Source organism: Roseovarius spongiae (genome assembly GCF_003651245.1).
In the GTDB taxonomy this organism is placed as follows: Bacteria; Pseudomonadota; Alphaproteobacteria; order Rhodobacterales; family Rhodobacteraceae; genus Roseovarius; species Roseovarius spongiae.
This window is the reverse complement of record NZ_RAPE01000001.1, coordinates 756,126-770,927: the sequence shown is the minus strand read 5'-3', so window position 1 is coordinate 770,927 and position 14,802 is coordinate 756,126. Positions and strand designations below refer to the sequence as shown.

The following is a 14,802-nucleotide window of genomic DNA, read 5'->3' as shown; positions in this document are numbered from 1 at the left end:
GACAGCCAGCGGACTCAGTTCGTGTTCGGCCCCTTGCCGAGGTGCTTGCGCAGGCGCGAGGGCGTCGATTTCTTCCTGCCCTTGTACGGGTTCCTGTCCGACTGGCTGCGCAGGTGCAGCCGGATCGGCGTGCCTGGCATGTCGAAATCGACGCGCAGCCCGTTCACGAGGTAGCGCGTATAGCTCTCGGGCATCTTCTCGGGGTGGCTGCACATGACCACGAAACCGGGGGGCCGGGTCTTGGCCTGCGTCATGTAGCGCAGCTTGATCCGCTTGCCGCCCGGCGCGGGGGGCGGGTGCTGCTCGAGCATTCCTGTCAGCCAGCGGTTGAGCTGCGCGGTGCTGACGCGCCGGTTCCAGACGTCATGCGCCTGCTCGACCGCCGCGCGCAGCCGGTCGAGCCCCTTGCCGGTGCGCGCCGACACGGTCACCAGCGGCGCGCCGCGCAATTGCGGCAGAAGGCGTTCAAAGCTCTCGCGCAGATCCCGCAGTTTCTGCTGTTTCTCGGGCTCCACGTCCCATTTGTTGACCGCCACCACGACCGCGCGCCCCTCGCGCTCGGCGAGATCGGCAAGGCGCAGGTCCTGTTGCTCGAACGGGATGGCGGCGTCCAGCAGCACGATCACAACCTCGGCGAAGCGAACCGCGCGCAGCCCGTCGCCGACGCTCAGCTTTTCGAGCTTCTCCTGCACGCGGGCCTTCTTGCGCATGCCCGCCGTGTCGAAGACGCGCACCGGCAACCCGTCCCAGTCAAGCTGAAGCGAGATCGCGTCGCGGGTGATCCCGGCCTCGGGACCGGTCAGCAGACGGTCTTCGCCCAATATCCTGTTGATGAGGGTCGATTTCCCGGCGTTGGGCCGACCCACGACCGCCACCTGCAAGGGCCGCTCATTGGTGGGGACGCGGGGGCCGTCCGCATCGTCGTCGTCCAGCGCGACATCGGTTTCGGGCGTCTCTGCGCGGGCGCGTTCGGCGAACCCGTCGGCCAGCGGCATGAGATGCGCGTATAGATCGTTCAGCCCCTCGCCATGTTCGGCGGACAGGCGGATCGGCTCTCCGAGGCCGAGGCCATACGCCTCGAGCACGCCGGCGTCCGCCGCCGATCCCTCGCCCTTGTTGGCGGCGAGGATGACGTGTTTCGCCCGCTTGCGCAGGATATCGGCGAAGATCTCGTCCGCGGGGGTGACGCCGACGCGCGCGTCGATCATGAAAAGGCAGATATCGGCCATCTCGACCGCGCGCTCGGTCAGCTTGCGCATACGGCCCTGCAGGGACTCGTCGGTCGCCTCCTCGAGCCCCGCCGTGTCGATGACGGTAAAGCGCAGATCGCCCAGCCGCGCCGCGCCCTCGCGCAGATCGCGTGTCACGCCGGGCTGGTCGTCCACCAGCGCAAGACGCTTGCCGACAAGGCGGTTGAAGAGCGTGGATTTGCCCACGTTGGGGCGGCCCACGATGGCAAGGCTGAAAGTCATGTCGCGGCTCCGGGGCGGATCAGAACGCCCTGTTACCCCATTCGCGGCCTAACGGAAAGCGTGCAGAACGCCCTTGGTCGACACGACATAGAGCGTGCGGTTCGCGATGACCGGCGCGGTGGTCGCGCCGCCGGGCACCGCGACCGTGCGGCGCAGCGCGCCCGACACGGGATCGAAGAACCGAAGGTAGCCGTCATTGGAGGCGACCACCACCTGCCCGCCCGCGATGACGGGGCCGTAATGGGCATAGACCTCGGCCTGGCGGCGCGGGCGGTCCTTGGTGAAGAAGGGCAGCCGAGCGCCCCAGACGCGCGCGCCCGTCTCGCCGTCCAGCCGGACCAGTTCGTTGCGGTCGGTCACCATGAAGATGTCGCCCCCCGCAGGCCAGACCGGGCTCATCGGGCCTTCGTCGGCGGACCAGATGCGCTCGCCGTTGGAGATCCTGAGCGCGGCCATGCGTCCCGACTGGTTCCCGACATAAAGCCGCTCGCCGTCGATCACCGGATCGCCGACGATGTCGTTCACGCGCGACTGCGCCAGTCCGTGGCGGCGTCCGGCGATCTGCGCGTCCCAGAGGCGCAGTCCGCCCTTGCGGAACGCGCCCTGCACCTCGCCCGAGCCGAAGGCGAAGACTGCGTACTTGTCCGAAACGGCGGGCGCGGGCCCGCCGAGCATGTTGTTGATGTCGGGCGTAGCCGTCAGCCGCCACTTGATCCGCCCGGTACCGGTGTCGAGCGCCCAGGCGACATCATCCCCCGCGACCAGGTAGACCAGGTCGCCATAGACGGCGGGGCTGCCGGTGGCGGTCTGGCGCAACTCCTGCTCCCAGATCTCGGCGCCGCTCTCCGGGTCGAGCGCGGTCAGCCGGCCAAAGCCGCTGGAAACGAAGAGCTTGCCGTCGCCAAAGGCCAGCCCGCCCCCGGATCCGTCGCCGGGGGAATCGTTGACCGGCACGAGATTGGCGGTCCAGAGCGCCTTGCCCGAGGTGGAATGCGCGCTGACCGTCGCATTGGCGTCAAGCGTGAAGACGCGCCCGCCCGCGACCACCGGCTGCGCGGTGATCCGGCTGCGCGCGCTGTCGCCCTTGCCGATATTCGCGGACCAGACCAGTTGCGGCGCGGCCGAAAGCGCCGGATGCGCCGCGCGGCCGCTGGCGGATCCGGTGGCCTGGCGCCATTCGGCGTTGACCTGCACGGGCGGCAGGCTGATCGGGGCGGGGCCGTCATTGACCGATGCGGCGGCGATGGTGGGTATCTTGTCGGCCTCGGCGTCCCCGACGACGGCGAAGATGTTCTCGCGCTCGCCGGTGAGAACCTCGTCCTCCTTGGCGCAGGCGGCCAGAAGCCCGAGCGCCGCCAGGCCAAGCATCAAAGCATTGCGTCTCACCGTTTACGTCCCCCGTCTATGCACTTATGCGCCTTTCGCGCCGATGACGTCACTCGTCCGCGTCATCCTGCGTCCCGGCGGGTTCGCCACCCAGGGCCACAATCACTTGTGTCGCCCGGCGACGCAAGCCCGGCGTCGCGCCGGCGTCGGCGGCGATCTGGTTCAGCCGTTCGATGGCCTTCTCCGTATCGCCCGCCTCGATGTCGAGATAGGCGAGCTGTTCCTCGGCCAAGAGCCGCACGATCCCGCCGCCCAGCGCGAGGCCGTCCAGCCGCTCGCGGCGGTCCTGCGCGTCAAGGCCGCTGTCGGGGATCATCACCGCCTTGAGCGTGGCGATCTGGCGATAGATCTGCTCCACGTCGGAGCGGTCGGCGATCGCCATCAGGCGCGCGGCGGCCTCGCCCGGCGCCTCGTCCATCTGCTCGGACGCGGCCATCATGTCGATCACAGTGCGCGCGCGTCCCTCGGGCGTTTCGATCGATTCGAGCGCGGCGGCCCGCGCGGCGCCGTCTTCGGCGTTCAGCGCGGCGATGATGTCGTCGCCCAGCGCCTCCGCGGTGGCGCGCTCCTGCGCCTTTCGCCATTCGTGCCAGGTCGCCCCGCCGACCAGCAGGATGACGGCCAGCACCGCGATCCAGCCATAGCGGCGCATCAGGCGGAACAAGCGGTCGCGGCGGACCTCTTCGGTCACTTCGTCGATGAAACTGTCGGTATTGCTCAAAGCGGCCTCGTGACGCGTGCGGTGATCTTGATCCGGCCCCTCTTAACGCGTCCACCCAGCCCTGCCAAGGGCCGGGCGTGTTGCGCGCCGGCCACGTATTGCGCCGCGCGGGGCGCATGATTAAATTGAACCGGTTAGTTCAGCGTATTTTCCATTGAAATGTTAAGCTCAGAGCATGAACTGCGCAATGAGAGCAACACGCGCCGCAAAGGTATCAGATGCGACTTTTCCCCATCCTTGCCGCCCTCGTGGTCTGCGCCGTGATTTATGGCGTTGTTTTCCAACGCGAAGCCGTGATGGAAATGCTGGGCGGCACGGCCCCGGGCGAGGCCGCCGGGGCTGAGGCCGCCGAAACCGCCAGCGCGCCGGATGCCACCGCAGCCGAATCCGCAGCCGCCGCCGGCCCGGTGCGCGTCGTCGCGATCCACTCGGTCGCGCAGACCATCGACAGCGCGATCGTGCTGCGTGGGCAGACCGCCGCCGACCGGCAGGTGGAAATCCGCGCGGAAACCTCGGGCCAAGTCATTTCCGAACCGCTGCGCAAGGGCAGCGCGGTCGCCGAGGGACAGTTGCTCTGCCGGCTCGATCCGGCCTCGCGCGAGGCGACGCTCGACGAGGCACGCGCACGACGTGATGAGGCCCGCGCCCGCGTCCCCGAGGCCGAGGCGCGGCTCGCCGAGGCGCAAGCCCGCGTGGCCGAGGCGGAGATCAACAACACCGCCGCCACCAAGCTGTCAGAGGGCGGCTACGCCTCCGAATCCCGCGTCGCCGAAACGCGCGCCGCGCTCAGCTCCGCGCAGGCGGCGGTGCAATCGGCCAAGTCCGGGCTCGAGGCGGCCCGTACTGGCATCCGCGCCGCCGAGGCCGCCGTCGCCGCCGCCGAGGACGAGATCGCCCGCCTCGAGATGCGCGCGCCCTTCGACGGGCTGCTTGAATCCGACACCGCCGAACTGGGCAGCCTGCTGCAACCCGGCGCGCTCTGCGCCACGGTGATCCAGCTCGACCCGATCAAGCTGGTCGGCTACGTGCCCGAAACCGAGGTCGCCAAGGTGGCGCCGGGCGCAGAGGCGCACGCCGCCCTCGTCTCGGGGCAGGAGGTGACCGGCGAGGTCAGCTTCATCTCGCGCGACGCCGACCCAGAAACGCGCACCTTCCGCATCGAGATCATGGCGCCCAACCCCGATCTGGCGTTGCGCGCAGGGCAAAGCGCGGAAATCGCCATCGCCTCGGACGGAACCGATGCGCACCTGCTGCCGCAATCCGCGCTCACGCTCAACGACGACGGCGCGCTCGGCGTGCGGGTCGTGAGCGACGATTCAAGCGCCGATTTCACACCTGTCACCCTGATACGCGACACGGTGCGCGGCGTCTGGGTCGCGGGCTTGCCCGCGCAGGCGGACGTGATCGTCATCGGGCAGGAATACGTCACCAGCGGCGTGCCGGTCAAACCAAGCTACCGGGACATGACCCAGTGACCGGACTCGTCGACTGGGCCGCCGCGCGGGCGCGCATGGTGATCGCCTTCGTGGTGCTGTCGCTGCTCGCCGGGGGGCTGGCCTATGTCAGCCTACCCAAGGAGGGCGAGCCGGATATCGAGATCCCTGCACTGTTCGTTTCGGTCCCCTTCCCCGGCATCTCCGCCGAGGACAGCGAGAAGCTGCTGGTGAAGGTCATGGAGACCGAGCTGAGCGACCTTGACGGGCTCAAGAAAATCTCGGGCACCGCGGCCGAGAACTATGCCGGCGTCGCGCTCGAGTTCGAGTTCGGCTGGGACAAGACCGCGATCATGGCCGACGTGCGGGACGCGATGAACACCGCTGAGGCCAAGTTCCCCGAGGGCGCGGAAAAATACACGATCAACGAGATCAACTTTTCCGAGTTCCCGATCATCATCGTCAACCTTACCGGCGACGTGCCCGAACGGATGATGACGCAGCTTGCCAAGGATTTGCAGGACCGGCTCGAGGCGCTCGAGCCGGTGCTCGAGGCCGGGATCGCCGGCAGCCGCGACGAAATGGTCGAGGTGGTGATCGATCCGCTGCGGCTCGAAGCCTACAACGTGACGGCGGGCGAGCTGATCAACGTGGTGCGCAACAACAACCAACTGATCGCGGCGGGCGAGGTCAGCACCGACAGCGGCGCCTTCGCGGTCAAGATCCCGTCCTCCTTCGACAAGACCCGCGACATCTACCGCCTGCCGATCAAGAACAACGGCGACCGCCAGGTGCTGCTGGGCGAGCTGGCGCGCATCAACCTCACCTTCGAGGATCGCGACGGCACGGCGAGGTTCGATGGCGACACCACGGTCGCGCTTCAGGTGGTCAAGCGCAAGGGGTTCAACATCATCGACACCGCGGCGCTCGTGCGCGCCACGGTCGACGCGGCGCGCGCCGAATGGCCCGAGCAACTCAAGGCGGTGGTCGAAGTCGGCGCCTCGAACGACCAGTCGCGCACCGTGGCCTCGATGGTCAGCCAGCTCGAAGGGTCGGTGCTGACCGCGATCGCGCTGGTGATGATCGTGGTGCTGGCCGCGCTCGGCATCCGGCCCGCGCTGCTGGTGGGGTTCGCGATCCCCACATCGTTCCTGCTCTGCTTCGCCATGCTGGCGCTGATGGGGGTGACCGTGTCCAACATGGTGATGTTCGGGCTGATCCTCGCCGTGGGGATGCTGGTCGACGGGGCCATCGTCATCGTCGAATACGCCGACAAGCGCATCGCCGACGGGCAGGGTCCGATGCACGCCTACACCGACGCAGCCAAGCGGATGTTCTGGCCGGTGGCCAGTTCGACCGCGACGACGCTCTGCGCCTTTCTGCCGATGCTGTTCTGGCCGGGGATCGCCGGGCAGTTCATGCGGATGCTGCCGGTGACGCTGATCTTCGTGCTCTCCTCTTCGCTGCTGGTGGCGCTGATCTACCTGCCGGTGATCGGCGGGGTGACCGGGCGGGCCGAACGCTGGCTCAGCGAGCGCGTCGCGCAGATCGCGCACGGCTTCTGGCTCTGGCACCTGATGCTTTTCCCGCTGACGCTGGGGGCGCTGCTGGCGGCGGGCTGGTCCATTCCGCAGCTTCTGACGCTGGTTCAGGGTCGCTTTGCGGCGCTCGACATGGGCGCGATCCTCGGCTCGGTCGTCCCCGGGCTCGCGGAAATCTTCGCGTTGCTGCTGCTGACCGTGGTGCTGGGCATGCTGGCCACCGCCTCGGTCACGGCGCTGCTGCTGGGGCTGATGGCCGTCTTCCGCCGGGTTTCGGGCGGTCTGCGCCGCGCCGTGCGCGCGATCGCCCCACGCCGTAACGAGCGGGTGCGCTCGGGTTATCGGCGCAGCGGGTTCGGGCGGTTCATCCACATGATCGCGGGCAATCCCGTCGGGCCGATCCTCGCCTTCTGCGCGGTCTTCGTCGTCGTCGGCACGACCCTGATCTACTACATGAACAACAACAACGGCACCGAGTTCTTCGTCGACACCGAGCCCGAGCGCGGCATCGTCTACGTGCGCGGGCGCGGCAACCTCTCGATCGAGCAGAAGGACGCGCTCGTGCGGCAGGCCGAGGAAATCGTGCTCGCCCAGCCGGGCATCGACACCGTCTTCGCCTTCGCCGGCAAGGGCGGGCTCGATAGCAACACCGGCGGCGCGCAGGCGCCGCTCGACACCATCGGGCAGGTCCAGTTCGAGACGATCCCCTGGGAGGACCGCCCGACCGTCACCGAGCCTTGGGCCTGGGGCCTCTTGGAGCGCGAGGTGAAGTCGGACGCGATGGAAGGCAACGAGATCATCCGCCAGCTCACCGACAAGCTCGAGCGCATCCCCGGCATCCGCATTGAGATCCTCGGCGAAACCGGCGGGCCGGCTTCGGCCAAGCCGGTGCACCTGCGACTCAAGGGCGACGACTGGGCCGATCTGAAAGAGGCCGCGCGGATCGTGCGCGCAAAATTCGAGAACACGACGGGTCTCACGCTGATCGAGGACACGACCCCGCTGCCGGGCATCGACTGGAAGATCGACGTCGACGTGGAAAAGGCCGGTCGCTACGGCGCCGACGTTGCCACCGTGGGCGCGATGGTGCAGCTGGTCACGCGCGGCGTCTTCCTCGACACGATGCGGGTGCCCACCTCGGACGAGGAGATCGACATCCGCGTGCGCCTGCCGCGCGAGGACCGGGTGCTCTCGACGCTCGACACGCTCAGGGTGCGCACCGAGCGCGGCCTCGTGCCGCTGTCGAACTTCATCACCCGCGAACCGGTGCAGAAGCTTGCCCAGATCGACCGGGTCGACCAGAAGCGGTATTTCGACGTCAAGGCCGGGGTCAGGAGCGGCCTGACGAGGACCGTCACCAGCGAGGACGGCGCGCAGACCACCGTGCCGATCACCGCGAACGAGCGAATCGCGCTGCTGAACGACTGGCTCGCGACCGACCCGCTGCCGGCGAGCGTGAGCCATGAATGGACCGGCGACCAGGAGGACCAGGAAGAAGCCGGCGCCTTTCTGCAGAAGGCCTTCGCGGGCGCGCTGGGGCTGATGTTCATCATCCTGCTGGCGCAGTTCAACAGCGTCTACAACGCGGTTCTGGTGCTGCTGGCTGTGGTGCTGAGCACCACCGGCGTGCTGATCGGGATGCTGGTCATGGGCCAGACGTTTTCGATCATCATGACCGGCACAGGGATCGTCGCGCTCGCGGGGATCGTGGTGAACAACAACATCGTGCTGATCGACACCTACCAGGAATACGCCCGCTACATGCCCCGCACAGAGGCGATCACCCGCACCGCCGAGGCGCGCATCCGCCCGGTGCTGCTGACCACGATCACCACAATGGCGGGGCTTGCGCCGATGATGTTCGGGCTCAGCCTCGACTTCATCAACGGCGGCTACAGCTTCAACAGCCCGACCGCGCTCTGGTGGAAGCAACTCGCCACGGCGGTGGTCTTCGGCCTCGGGACCGCGACGCTGCTGACGCTGGTGTTCACGCCCTCGATGCTCGCGCTCAGGGTCTGGGCGGGAACTTACGTGCAGTGGATCGCGCGAGGTCTTGCGGCGCTGTCGATGGGCCGCTCGTCGCGCGCCGCGCGCGACTGGGCGCTCGCCCGCGCCGCGCGACGCCTGAAGGCGCCCGAGATCATCTGGGACGACGCCATTGCCGAAGATGCCCCGCGAGGGGCGGAGGAGGAAGACGCCCGGCACACGGAGGGCAAGCCGCTGCGCGCTGCCGAGTGACGAGGGCCTAGGCCGCCTCTTCCGCCTGCTGGCGAGCCCAGAGCCCGGCATAGCGCCCGCCGCGCGCCAGCAACTCTGCATGGCTGCCCGTCTCCACCACGCGCCCATCCTCGAGCACGATGATCCGGTCCGCGTCCGCCACCGTGCTAAGCCGGTGCGCGATCATCAGCACCGTGCGCCCCTGCCCCGCGCGCGCCAGCGCGGCCTGGATCTCGCGCTCGGTCGCGGTGTCGAGCGCCGATGTCGCCTCGTCCAGCAGCAGGATCGGCGGATCCTTCAGCAGCGTGCGCGCGATCCCGACGCGCTGCTTCTCCCCGCCCGAGAGCTTCAGGCCCCGTTCGCCCACCGTGGTGTCATAGCCTTCGGGCAGCGCGGTGATGAAAGCGTGGATCTGCGCGTCATGCGCCGCCCGCTCGATCTCGGCCTGTGTGGCTCCGGCGCGCCCGTAGGCGATGTTGTAGCCGATGGTGTCATTGAACAGCACTGTGTCCTGCGGCACCACGCCGATGGCCGCATGCAGGCTGTCCTGCGTCACCGCGCGCACGTCCTGCCCGTCGATCAGCACCGCGCCCGCGTTCACGTCGTAGAATCGGAACAGCAGCCGGCCGATGGTCGATTTGCCCGACCCGGTCGCGCCGACGATGGCCACCGTCTCTCCGGGACGCGCGGTGAGGCTGACGCCGCCGAGGATCTCGCGCCCCGGTTCGTAGCCGAAATGCACGTCGCGCAGTTCCACCTCGCCGCCGCGCAGCCTGAGCGGCGCGGCGTCCGGCGCGTCGGTCACGTCCGGCGGGGCCTCGAGGAGGCCGAACATCTCGCCCATGTCGACGAGGCTCTGGCGGATCTCGCGGTAAACCGTGCCGAGAAAATTGAGCGGCATGGTAATCTGGATCATGTAGGCGTTGACCATCACGAAATCGCCCACCGTCATGTCGCCTCCCTGCACGCCGAGCGCGGCCATGACCATGACGATCACCAGCCCGCCGGTGATCAGCAGCGACTGGCCGAAATTGAGGAAGGCGAGCGAATAGGAGGTTTTGATCGCCGCGTCCTCGTACCCCGCCATCGCGGCGTCGTAGCGCTCCGCCTCGCGCGTCTCGGCGCCGAAATACTTGACCGTCTCGTAGTTCAGCAGGCTGTCGATCGCCTTCTGGTTGGCGTCGGTGTCCTGCTCGTTCATCCGACGGCGCAGCTTCACGCGCCATTCGGTCACCTTGAAGGTGAAGACGACATAAAGCGCGATCACCCCGACCACCACGGCGATATACCGGAAATCGAACAGCGTCCAGAGCACCGCGCCGATCAGCAACAGCTCGATCACCAGCGGCCCGATGGAGAAGAGCAGGAACCGCAGCAGGAACTCCACGCCCTTCACGCCCCGCTCGATGATGCGGCTGAGCCCGCCGGTCTTGCGCGTAATGTGATAGCGCATCGACATCGCGTGGACATGACGGAAGGTGCGCAGCGCCAGGCGCCTCAGCGCCCGCTGCGCCACCCGCGCGAAAAGCGCGTCGCGCAACTGCTGGAAGCCCACGTTCAAGAGCCGCGCCCCGCCATAGGCCACGGTCAGCCCGACCGCGCCCGCGCCCAGCATCCAGGCCGCCTCCTGCCCCTCGCCCGCCAGCGCGTCGACCGCCGCCTTGTAGAAGAACGGCGTCCCGACCGACACGAGCTTGGCCAGCACCAGCACGATGAGCGAGGCCACGACGCGCCGCTTCGCCCAGCCCTGCCCTTCGGGCCACAGATAGGGGGCGACCTTGGCGATCGTGACCCAGCCGCTCGCGCGGGGGTCGGTTGCGTTCGGGGAGCGGGGCATCGTCGGGCCTCTGGCTGATGCGGGTCCGGCACTGATAGGCCGCGTGGCGCGAAATGGCCAGTGCGCAGGGGCCGTGGGCCACCGCGCCCCCTATTCGGGGACGTTGAAGATCTGGCCGGGATAGATCAGGTCGGGATCGCGGATCCGGTCCTTGTTGGCCTCGTAAACGCGGACATAAAGGATGCCCTCGCCGTAGTTCTCGCGGCTGATCGCCCAGAGCGTATTGCCCGGCTGCACAGTGACCGCGCGGATCCGGGCGAGCGATCCGGCGTCTGCCTCGGCCTCGGCGACGATGGTTTCGTCCTCGCGCTTGAACGGGGTTTCAACGCGGCTGACGACCTTGCCCGCCTCGTCGACCTCATCGACGCGCAAGGTGTAGACGCCGGTGTCAACCTGCGGCAGATCGGTGCGCCAGCGCCCGTCGGCGGCGATGCGCGAGGTGGTGAGCGGAGCGTTGTCGAGATAGATCCGTACGAAGCCCTGTCCCGATCCGCGCCCGGCAAGCTGCACCGCGCCAGTGTCCGAATAGGTGATCGCATCGAGCGCGACCTGCGACATCAGTTCGGGCGCCGCGCCCATGGCGACAGGCGGCTGCAGGACGGTGACGCCCGTCTCGTCGGAGAGAAGCACGGTCTGTTGCGGCTCATCACGCCGCGGCGCGGGCGCGGTCCCTGCCCCGGCGGTCAGAGCGGGCTCGCCCGCCGCGTCCGGCGCCAAAGGCGTGGAGGGCGAACCCGCGGCGACGGCGGGCGGAGGTTCCGATCCAACGGCGGGCGGCGGAGGCGCCGATCCAACCGCGGGCGGCGGAGGCGCCGATCCGACGGTGGGCGGCGTGGGTGTCGATGCGGCGGCGGGCGGTGGCGTCGCGTTTTCTTCGGCGGCCGGCGGCGGCTCTGGATCGTCCGGCGCACGCGCGCCCGCATCCGGCGTCGGAATATCTGGCGTGTCCATCGCCGCGCCTTGCGTCACCGCGGCGGTACGACCCGGAAGCTCCGGCGCATCCTCGTCCGCGGGGGCGTCGGCGGTCACGGCGATCTCGGGCGCGGGCGCGGGCGGGGCGATGATCACCACGTTGGGCGAGACGACGCGCGCGCCGGTCTCGGGCGAGGTCATCATCAGCGACAACACGCGTGGCGCGTCACTGGGTTCGAGCGCGAGGAATTCCGCGAACTCTCCGTTCCCGTCCGCCGCGGTCTCGGCGATGGCGGCGCCGTCGATCAGGATGTCGGTGCGCCAGCCCGGCGCGGTGCTGCCCGCGACAAGCATGTAGCCGCCGGGAGCGAGGCGAAAGATATCGATGCGCGGCGGGTCCGGCGGCGGCGTTTTGTCAACGGTTTCAGCCCCACCCTCGTTACTCTCCGCGGCGGCGACGGCATCGGCTTGCGGGGCGGCGGCGGCATCCGCTTCTGGCATGGCGGCGGGCGTGACGGGCTGCGCGTCCTCCATGGGCTTTTCGGCGGCGCTCGGCGGCTCGGCGGCGGCGGGATCGGACTCCGGCGCAGGCGGAGACCTCAGGAAACCGCCCGCATAGAGGCCAAACCCGAGTACGGCGATCACGGCCAGGCCGGCCACGCCGATGGCCTTTCCGCCCGCCATACCTGCCAGCTTGCTCATGTGTCGCCTTTCCCGGGCGCAGACGGGGATCCGCGCAGTTGCCGGAGACTAGCAACAAGGATATCAGGGGTCAAAACAACCCTTGGACATGAACGGGAGATGTGATGCCTGAACGCGCAGTCTGTGTCTTTTGCGGCGCACGCACGGGCGCCAACCCCGCCTATGCCGCCGCCGCCGAGGCGGTCGGAACGCGATTGGCGCAGGCGGGCTGGCAGCTTGTCTACGGCGCGGGCGACATCGGGCTGATGGGGCTGACGGCGCGCGCGGCGCAGGCGGCCGGAGGGGCGACCTTCGGCGTGATCCCCGAACACCTGGTGCGGCGCGAAGAGGGCAAGCGCGACCTGACCAGCTATGTCGTCACCGAAACCATGCACGAGCGCAAGAAGGTGATGTTCATGAACGCGAACGCGTTCGTGGTGCTGCCCGGCGGGGCCGGCTCGCTCGACGAGTTCTTCGAAGTGCTGACCTGGCGGCAACTGGGGCTGCACGAGAAACCCATCCTGCTGCTCGATCTCGACGGCTACTGGCAACCGCTGGCGGCGCTGATCGATCATCTGATCGCGCAGGGGTTCGCCGATGCAAGCCTGCGCGACTATTACCACCTGGTGACGGATGTGGACGCCCTCTTCAACGCCTTGCGCGCCGCCCTGTCCTGACGCCAGGCGGCCGCGGTATAGACCGCCAGCCCGAGCCAGATCATCGGGAACGCGATCATGTGCCAGCGTGTGAACGGCTCAGCAAAGATCAGCGTCGCGACGCCGAACTGCAGAGTCGGGTTGAGATACTGCACGAGGCCGACAGTCGCCAGCGACACCCGGCGCGCCGCCGCGCTGAACAGGATCAGGGGCGCCGCAGTGAGCGGGCCGGACAGCAGCAGCAACCCCATGTCGCTCCATCCCCTGCCGAACGGACCGGGTCCAGTCGGGGCGGCAATCACGAGCACCGCGACCGCGAGCGGAATCAGCAGCAGCACCTCGGCGGTGACCGAAATCACCGGCCCCATGTCGAACCCCTTCTTGATCACTCCGTAAAACCCGAAGGACACGGCGAGGATCAGCGACAGCCACGGCGCCACGCCCAGCCCCCAGGCGAGCGTGACCACCGCAAGCGTCGCCAGCGCGACGGCGAAGATCTGCGCGCGCCCGAGGGTCTCGCGATAGACGAGCGCGCCCAGCGCGACCGAGACCAGCGGAAAGATGAAATAGCCCAGGGACGCCTCGATCGCCTTGTTCATCTGGATCGAGCTGATGAAGGTGAACCAATTGACCGAGATCACCAGCGCCGCCAGCGCGATGATCCCGAGCGACCGGCGCGAGCGGACCGCCTGCGCCAGCGCGCCCAACCGCCCCTGCAGGGCCAGCACCACCGCGAACAGCGCGAAGGACCAGAGCGTGCGGTGCGCCAGCACCTCGATCGGCGGGATATGCGTCAGCAGCTTGTAGTAAAGCGGCGAAAGCCCCCAGATCGTGCAGGCCGCCACCATCGACAGGATGCCGCGCGAGGTTTCTGTCATGAGATCCTATCGGCGCGCGGCCCGCGCCGGCTGGTCGGGGGGCATGACGCCGTCCTGCATTGATGAACGAGCGATGGGTCGATGGGTATCATCCGCCGCCGCGAATGGAAGCGCAAAACGCCGCCACCCTGCGCCGCCCACGCAAAAGCCCGCCGGGGGGACGTCCCGGCGGGCCTGGTTGGGCGTTTCGCCCGAAATCGCGAGACCTTACATCCGGCTGGCGACGTTTTCCCAATCCACCAGCTTGTCGAGGAAATTCTCGAGATAGGCCGGACGCTTGTTGCGGAAATCGATGTAGTAGGAGTGTTCCCACACGTCGCAGCCCAGCAGTGTCTTGTCGCCGGTGCAAAGCGGGTTGATGCCGTTGGCCGTGTTGATGACCTTGAGGCTTCCGCTGCGTTCGTCCTGAACCAGCCAGACCCAGCCCGAGCCGAACTGTCCGCCGCCCTTGGCCTTGAACTCGTCCTTGAACTTGTCGACCGAGCCGAAGCTGTCGGTGATCGCCTTTTGCAGCTCCGAAGGCATCTTGCTGTCGCCCGGGCCCATCATCTCCCAGAACTGGGTATGGTTCCAGTGCTGGCTGGCGTTATTGAACAGACCCGATTGCGGCACGCCGGACGAATCGTAGGTCGCCTTGACGATCTCATCGAGCGACTTGCCCTCGTGTCCCGAGCCGTCCAGCAGCTTGTTGCCGTTGTCGACATAGGCCTTGTGGTGGATGTCGTGGTGATATTCGAGCGTCTCCTTGGACATGCCCAGCGATTCAAGCGCGTCGTGGGCATAGGGAAGATCGGGAAGTTCAAAGCTCATGGTCAGGGCCCCCTTGTTCTGTGTCGGATTACATGTGGCCCTACATGGTAGGGCTGAGGCGTCAACGTCAAGCCCGACGGCCAAGTTCCTCGCGTCCGCGGACAGGCGCCTCGTTGCATTGCGATCCTTCCAGAGCCCGATCCTTGTGTCGAAACTCTGTCGGCGCCCGAACGAACCCGGTGCGCAAGGGACGGCCCGGCGCAAAACTCTTCCGCGAAGAGTTTTGCCAAGACTATTTGACAAATAGTCTTGGCCCGC

The 14,802-nt window shown here is 68.0% G+C and carries 10 protein-coding genes; 3 read left to right on the top strand and 7 right to left on the bottom strand.

Annotated elements, in window-relative coordinates; genetic code table 11:
- Positions 1 to 14: 14 nt before the first annotated feature.
- Genes der through D6850_RS03735 form a run of 3 tightly spaced genes read right to left on the bottom strand, consistent with a single transcriptional unit; the run spans position 15 to position 3,579 of the window.
- A complete protein-coding gene (gene der / locus D6850_RS03745; RefSeq protein WP_121163898.1) occupies positions 15 to 1,472 on the bottom strand; it encodes a ribosome biogenesis GTPase Der in 1,458 nt (485 codons plus the stop codon).
- A gap of 48 nt (positions 1,473 to 1,520) precedes the next feature.
- Positions 1,521 to 2,858, bottom strand: coding sequence for a PQQ-like beta-propeller repeat protein (locus D6850_RS03740; RefSeq protein ID WP_245964087.1), 1,338 nt, complete (start codon positions 2,856 to 2,858; stop codon positions 1,521 to 1,523).
- 49 nt (positions 2,859 to 2,907) lie between these two features.
- Positions 2,908 to 3,579, bottom strand: coding sequence for a hypothetical protein (locus D6850_RS03735; protein ID WP_121163894.1), 672 nt, complete (start codon positions 3,577 to 3,579; stop codon positions 2,908 to 2,910).
- Positions 3,580 to 3,797: 218 nt separating this feature from the next.
- Here D6850_RS03735 and D6850_RS03730 point away from each other — a divergent pair, with 218 nt between their 5' ends.
- On the top strand, positions 3,798 to 5,054 hold the full coding sequence (locus D6850_RS03730; RefSeq protein WP_121163892.1) for an efflux RND transporter periplasmic adaptor subunit: 1,257 nt from the start codon (positions 3,798 to 3,800) through the stop codon (positions 5,052 to 5,054).
- Positions 5,051 to 8,791, top strand: a complete 3,741-nt coding sequence (locus tag D6850_RS03725; protein WP_121163890.1) for an efflux RND transporter permease subunit — start codon at positions 5,051 to 5,053, stop codon at positions 8,789 to 8,791. The genes D6850_RS03730 and D6850_RS03725 overlap by 4 nt, the downstream gene beginning before the upstream one ends.
- Before the next feature lie 7 nt (positions 8,792 to 8,798).
- On the opposite strand, the gene D6850_RS03720 is transcribed toward D6850_RS03725, so the two are convergent.
- Entirely contained in the window at positions 8,799 to 10,607 is a 1,809-nt protein-coding gene (locus D6850_RS03720) for an ABCB family ABC transporter ATP-binding protein/permease (protein ID WP_121163888.1), read from the bottom strand.
- A 90-nt stretch (positions 10,608 to 10,697) separates the two neighbouring features.
- Positions 10,698 to 12,221: a LysM peptidoglycan-binding domain-containing protein gene (locus D6850_RS19620; RefSeq protein ID WP_245964086.1), complete on the bottom strand. Its 1,524-nt coding sequence runs from the start codon at positions 12,219 to 12,221 to the stop codon at positions 10,698 to 10,700.
- 104 nt (positions 12,222 to 12,325) lie between these two features.
- On the opposite strand from D6850_RS19620, the gene D6850_RS03700 reads away from it, so the two are divergent.
- On the top strand, positions 12,326 to 12,877 hold the full coding sequence (locus tag D6850_RS03700; RefSeq protein ID WP_121163884.1) for an LOG family protein: 552 nt from the start codon (positions 12,326 to 12,328) through the stop codon (positions 12,875 to 12,877).
- Here D6850_RS03700 and rarD read toward each other — a convergent pair.
- Positions 12,817 to 13,734 carry an EamA family transporter RarD gene (gene rarD / locus D6850_RS03695; protein WP_121163882.1) on the bottom strand — a complete coding sequence of 306 codons (918 nt, stop codon included), beginning with the start codon at positions 13,732 to 13,734 and terminating at the stop codon, positions 12,817 to 12,819. The two genes, D6850_RS03700 and rarD, sit on opposite strands and share 61 nt — an antisense overlap.
- Positions 13,735 to 13,941: 207 nt before the next feature.
- Entirely contained in the window at positions 13,942 to 14,544 is a 603-nt protein-coding gene (locus D6850_RS03690; RefSeq protein ID WP_121163880.1) for a superoxide dismutase, read from the bottom strand.
- Positions 14,545 to 14,802: the final 258 nt, after the last annotated feature.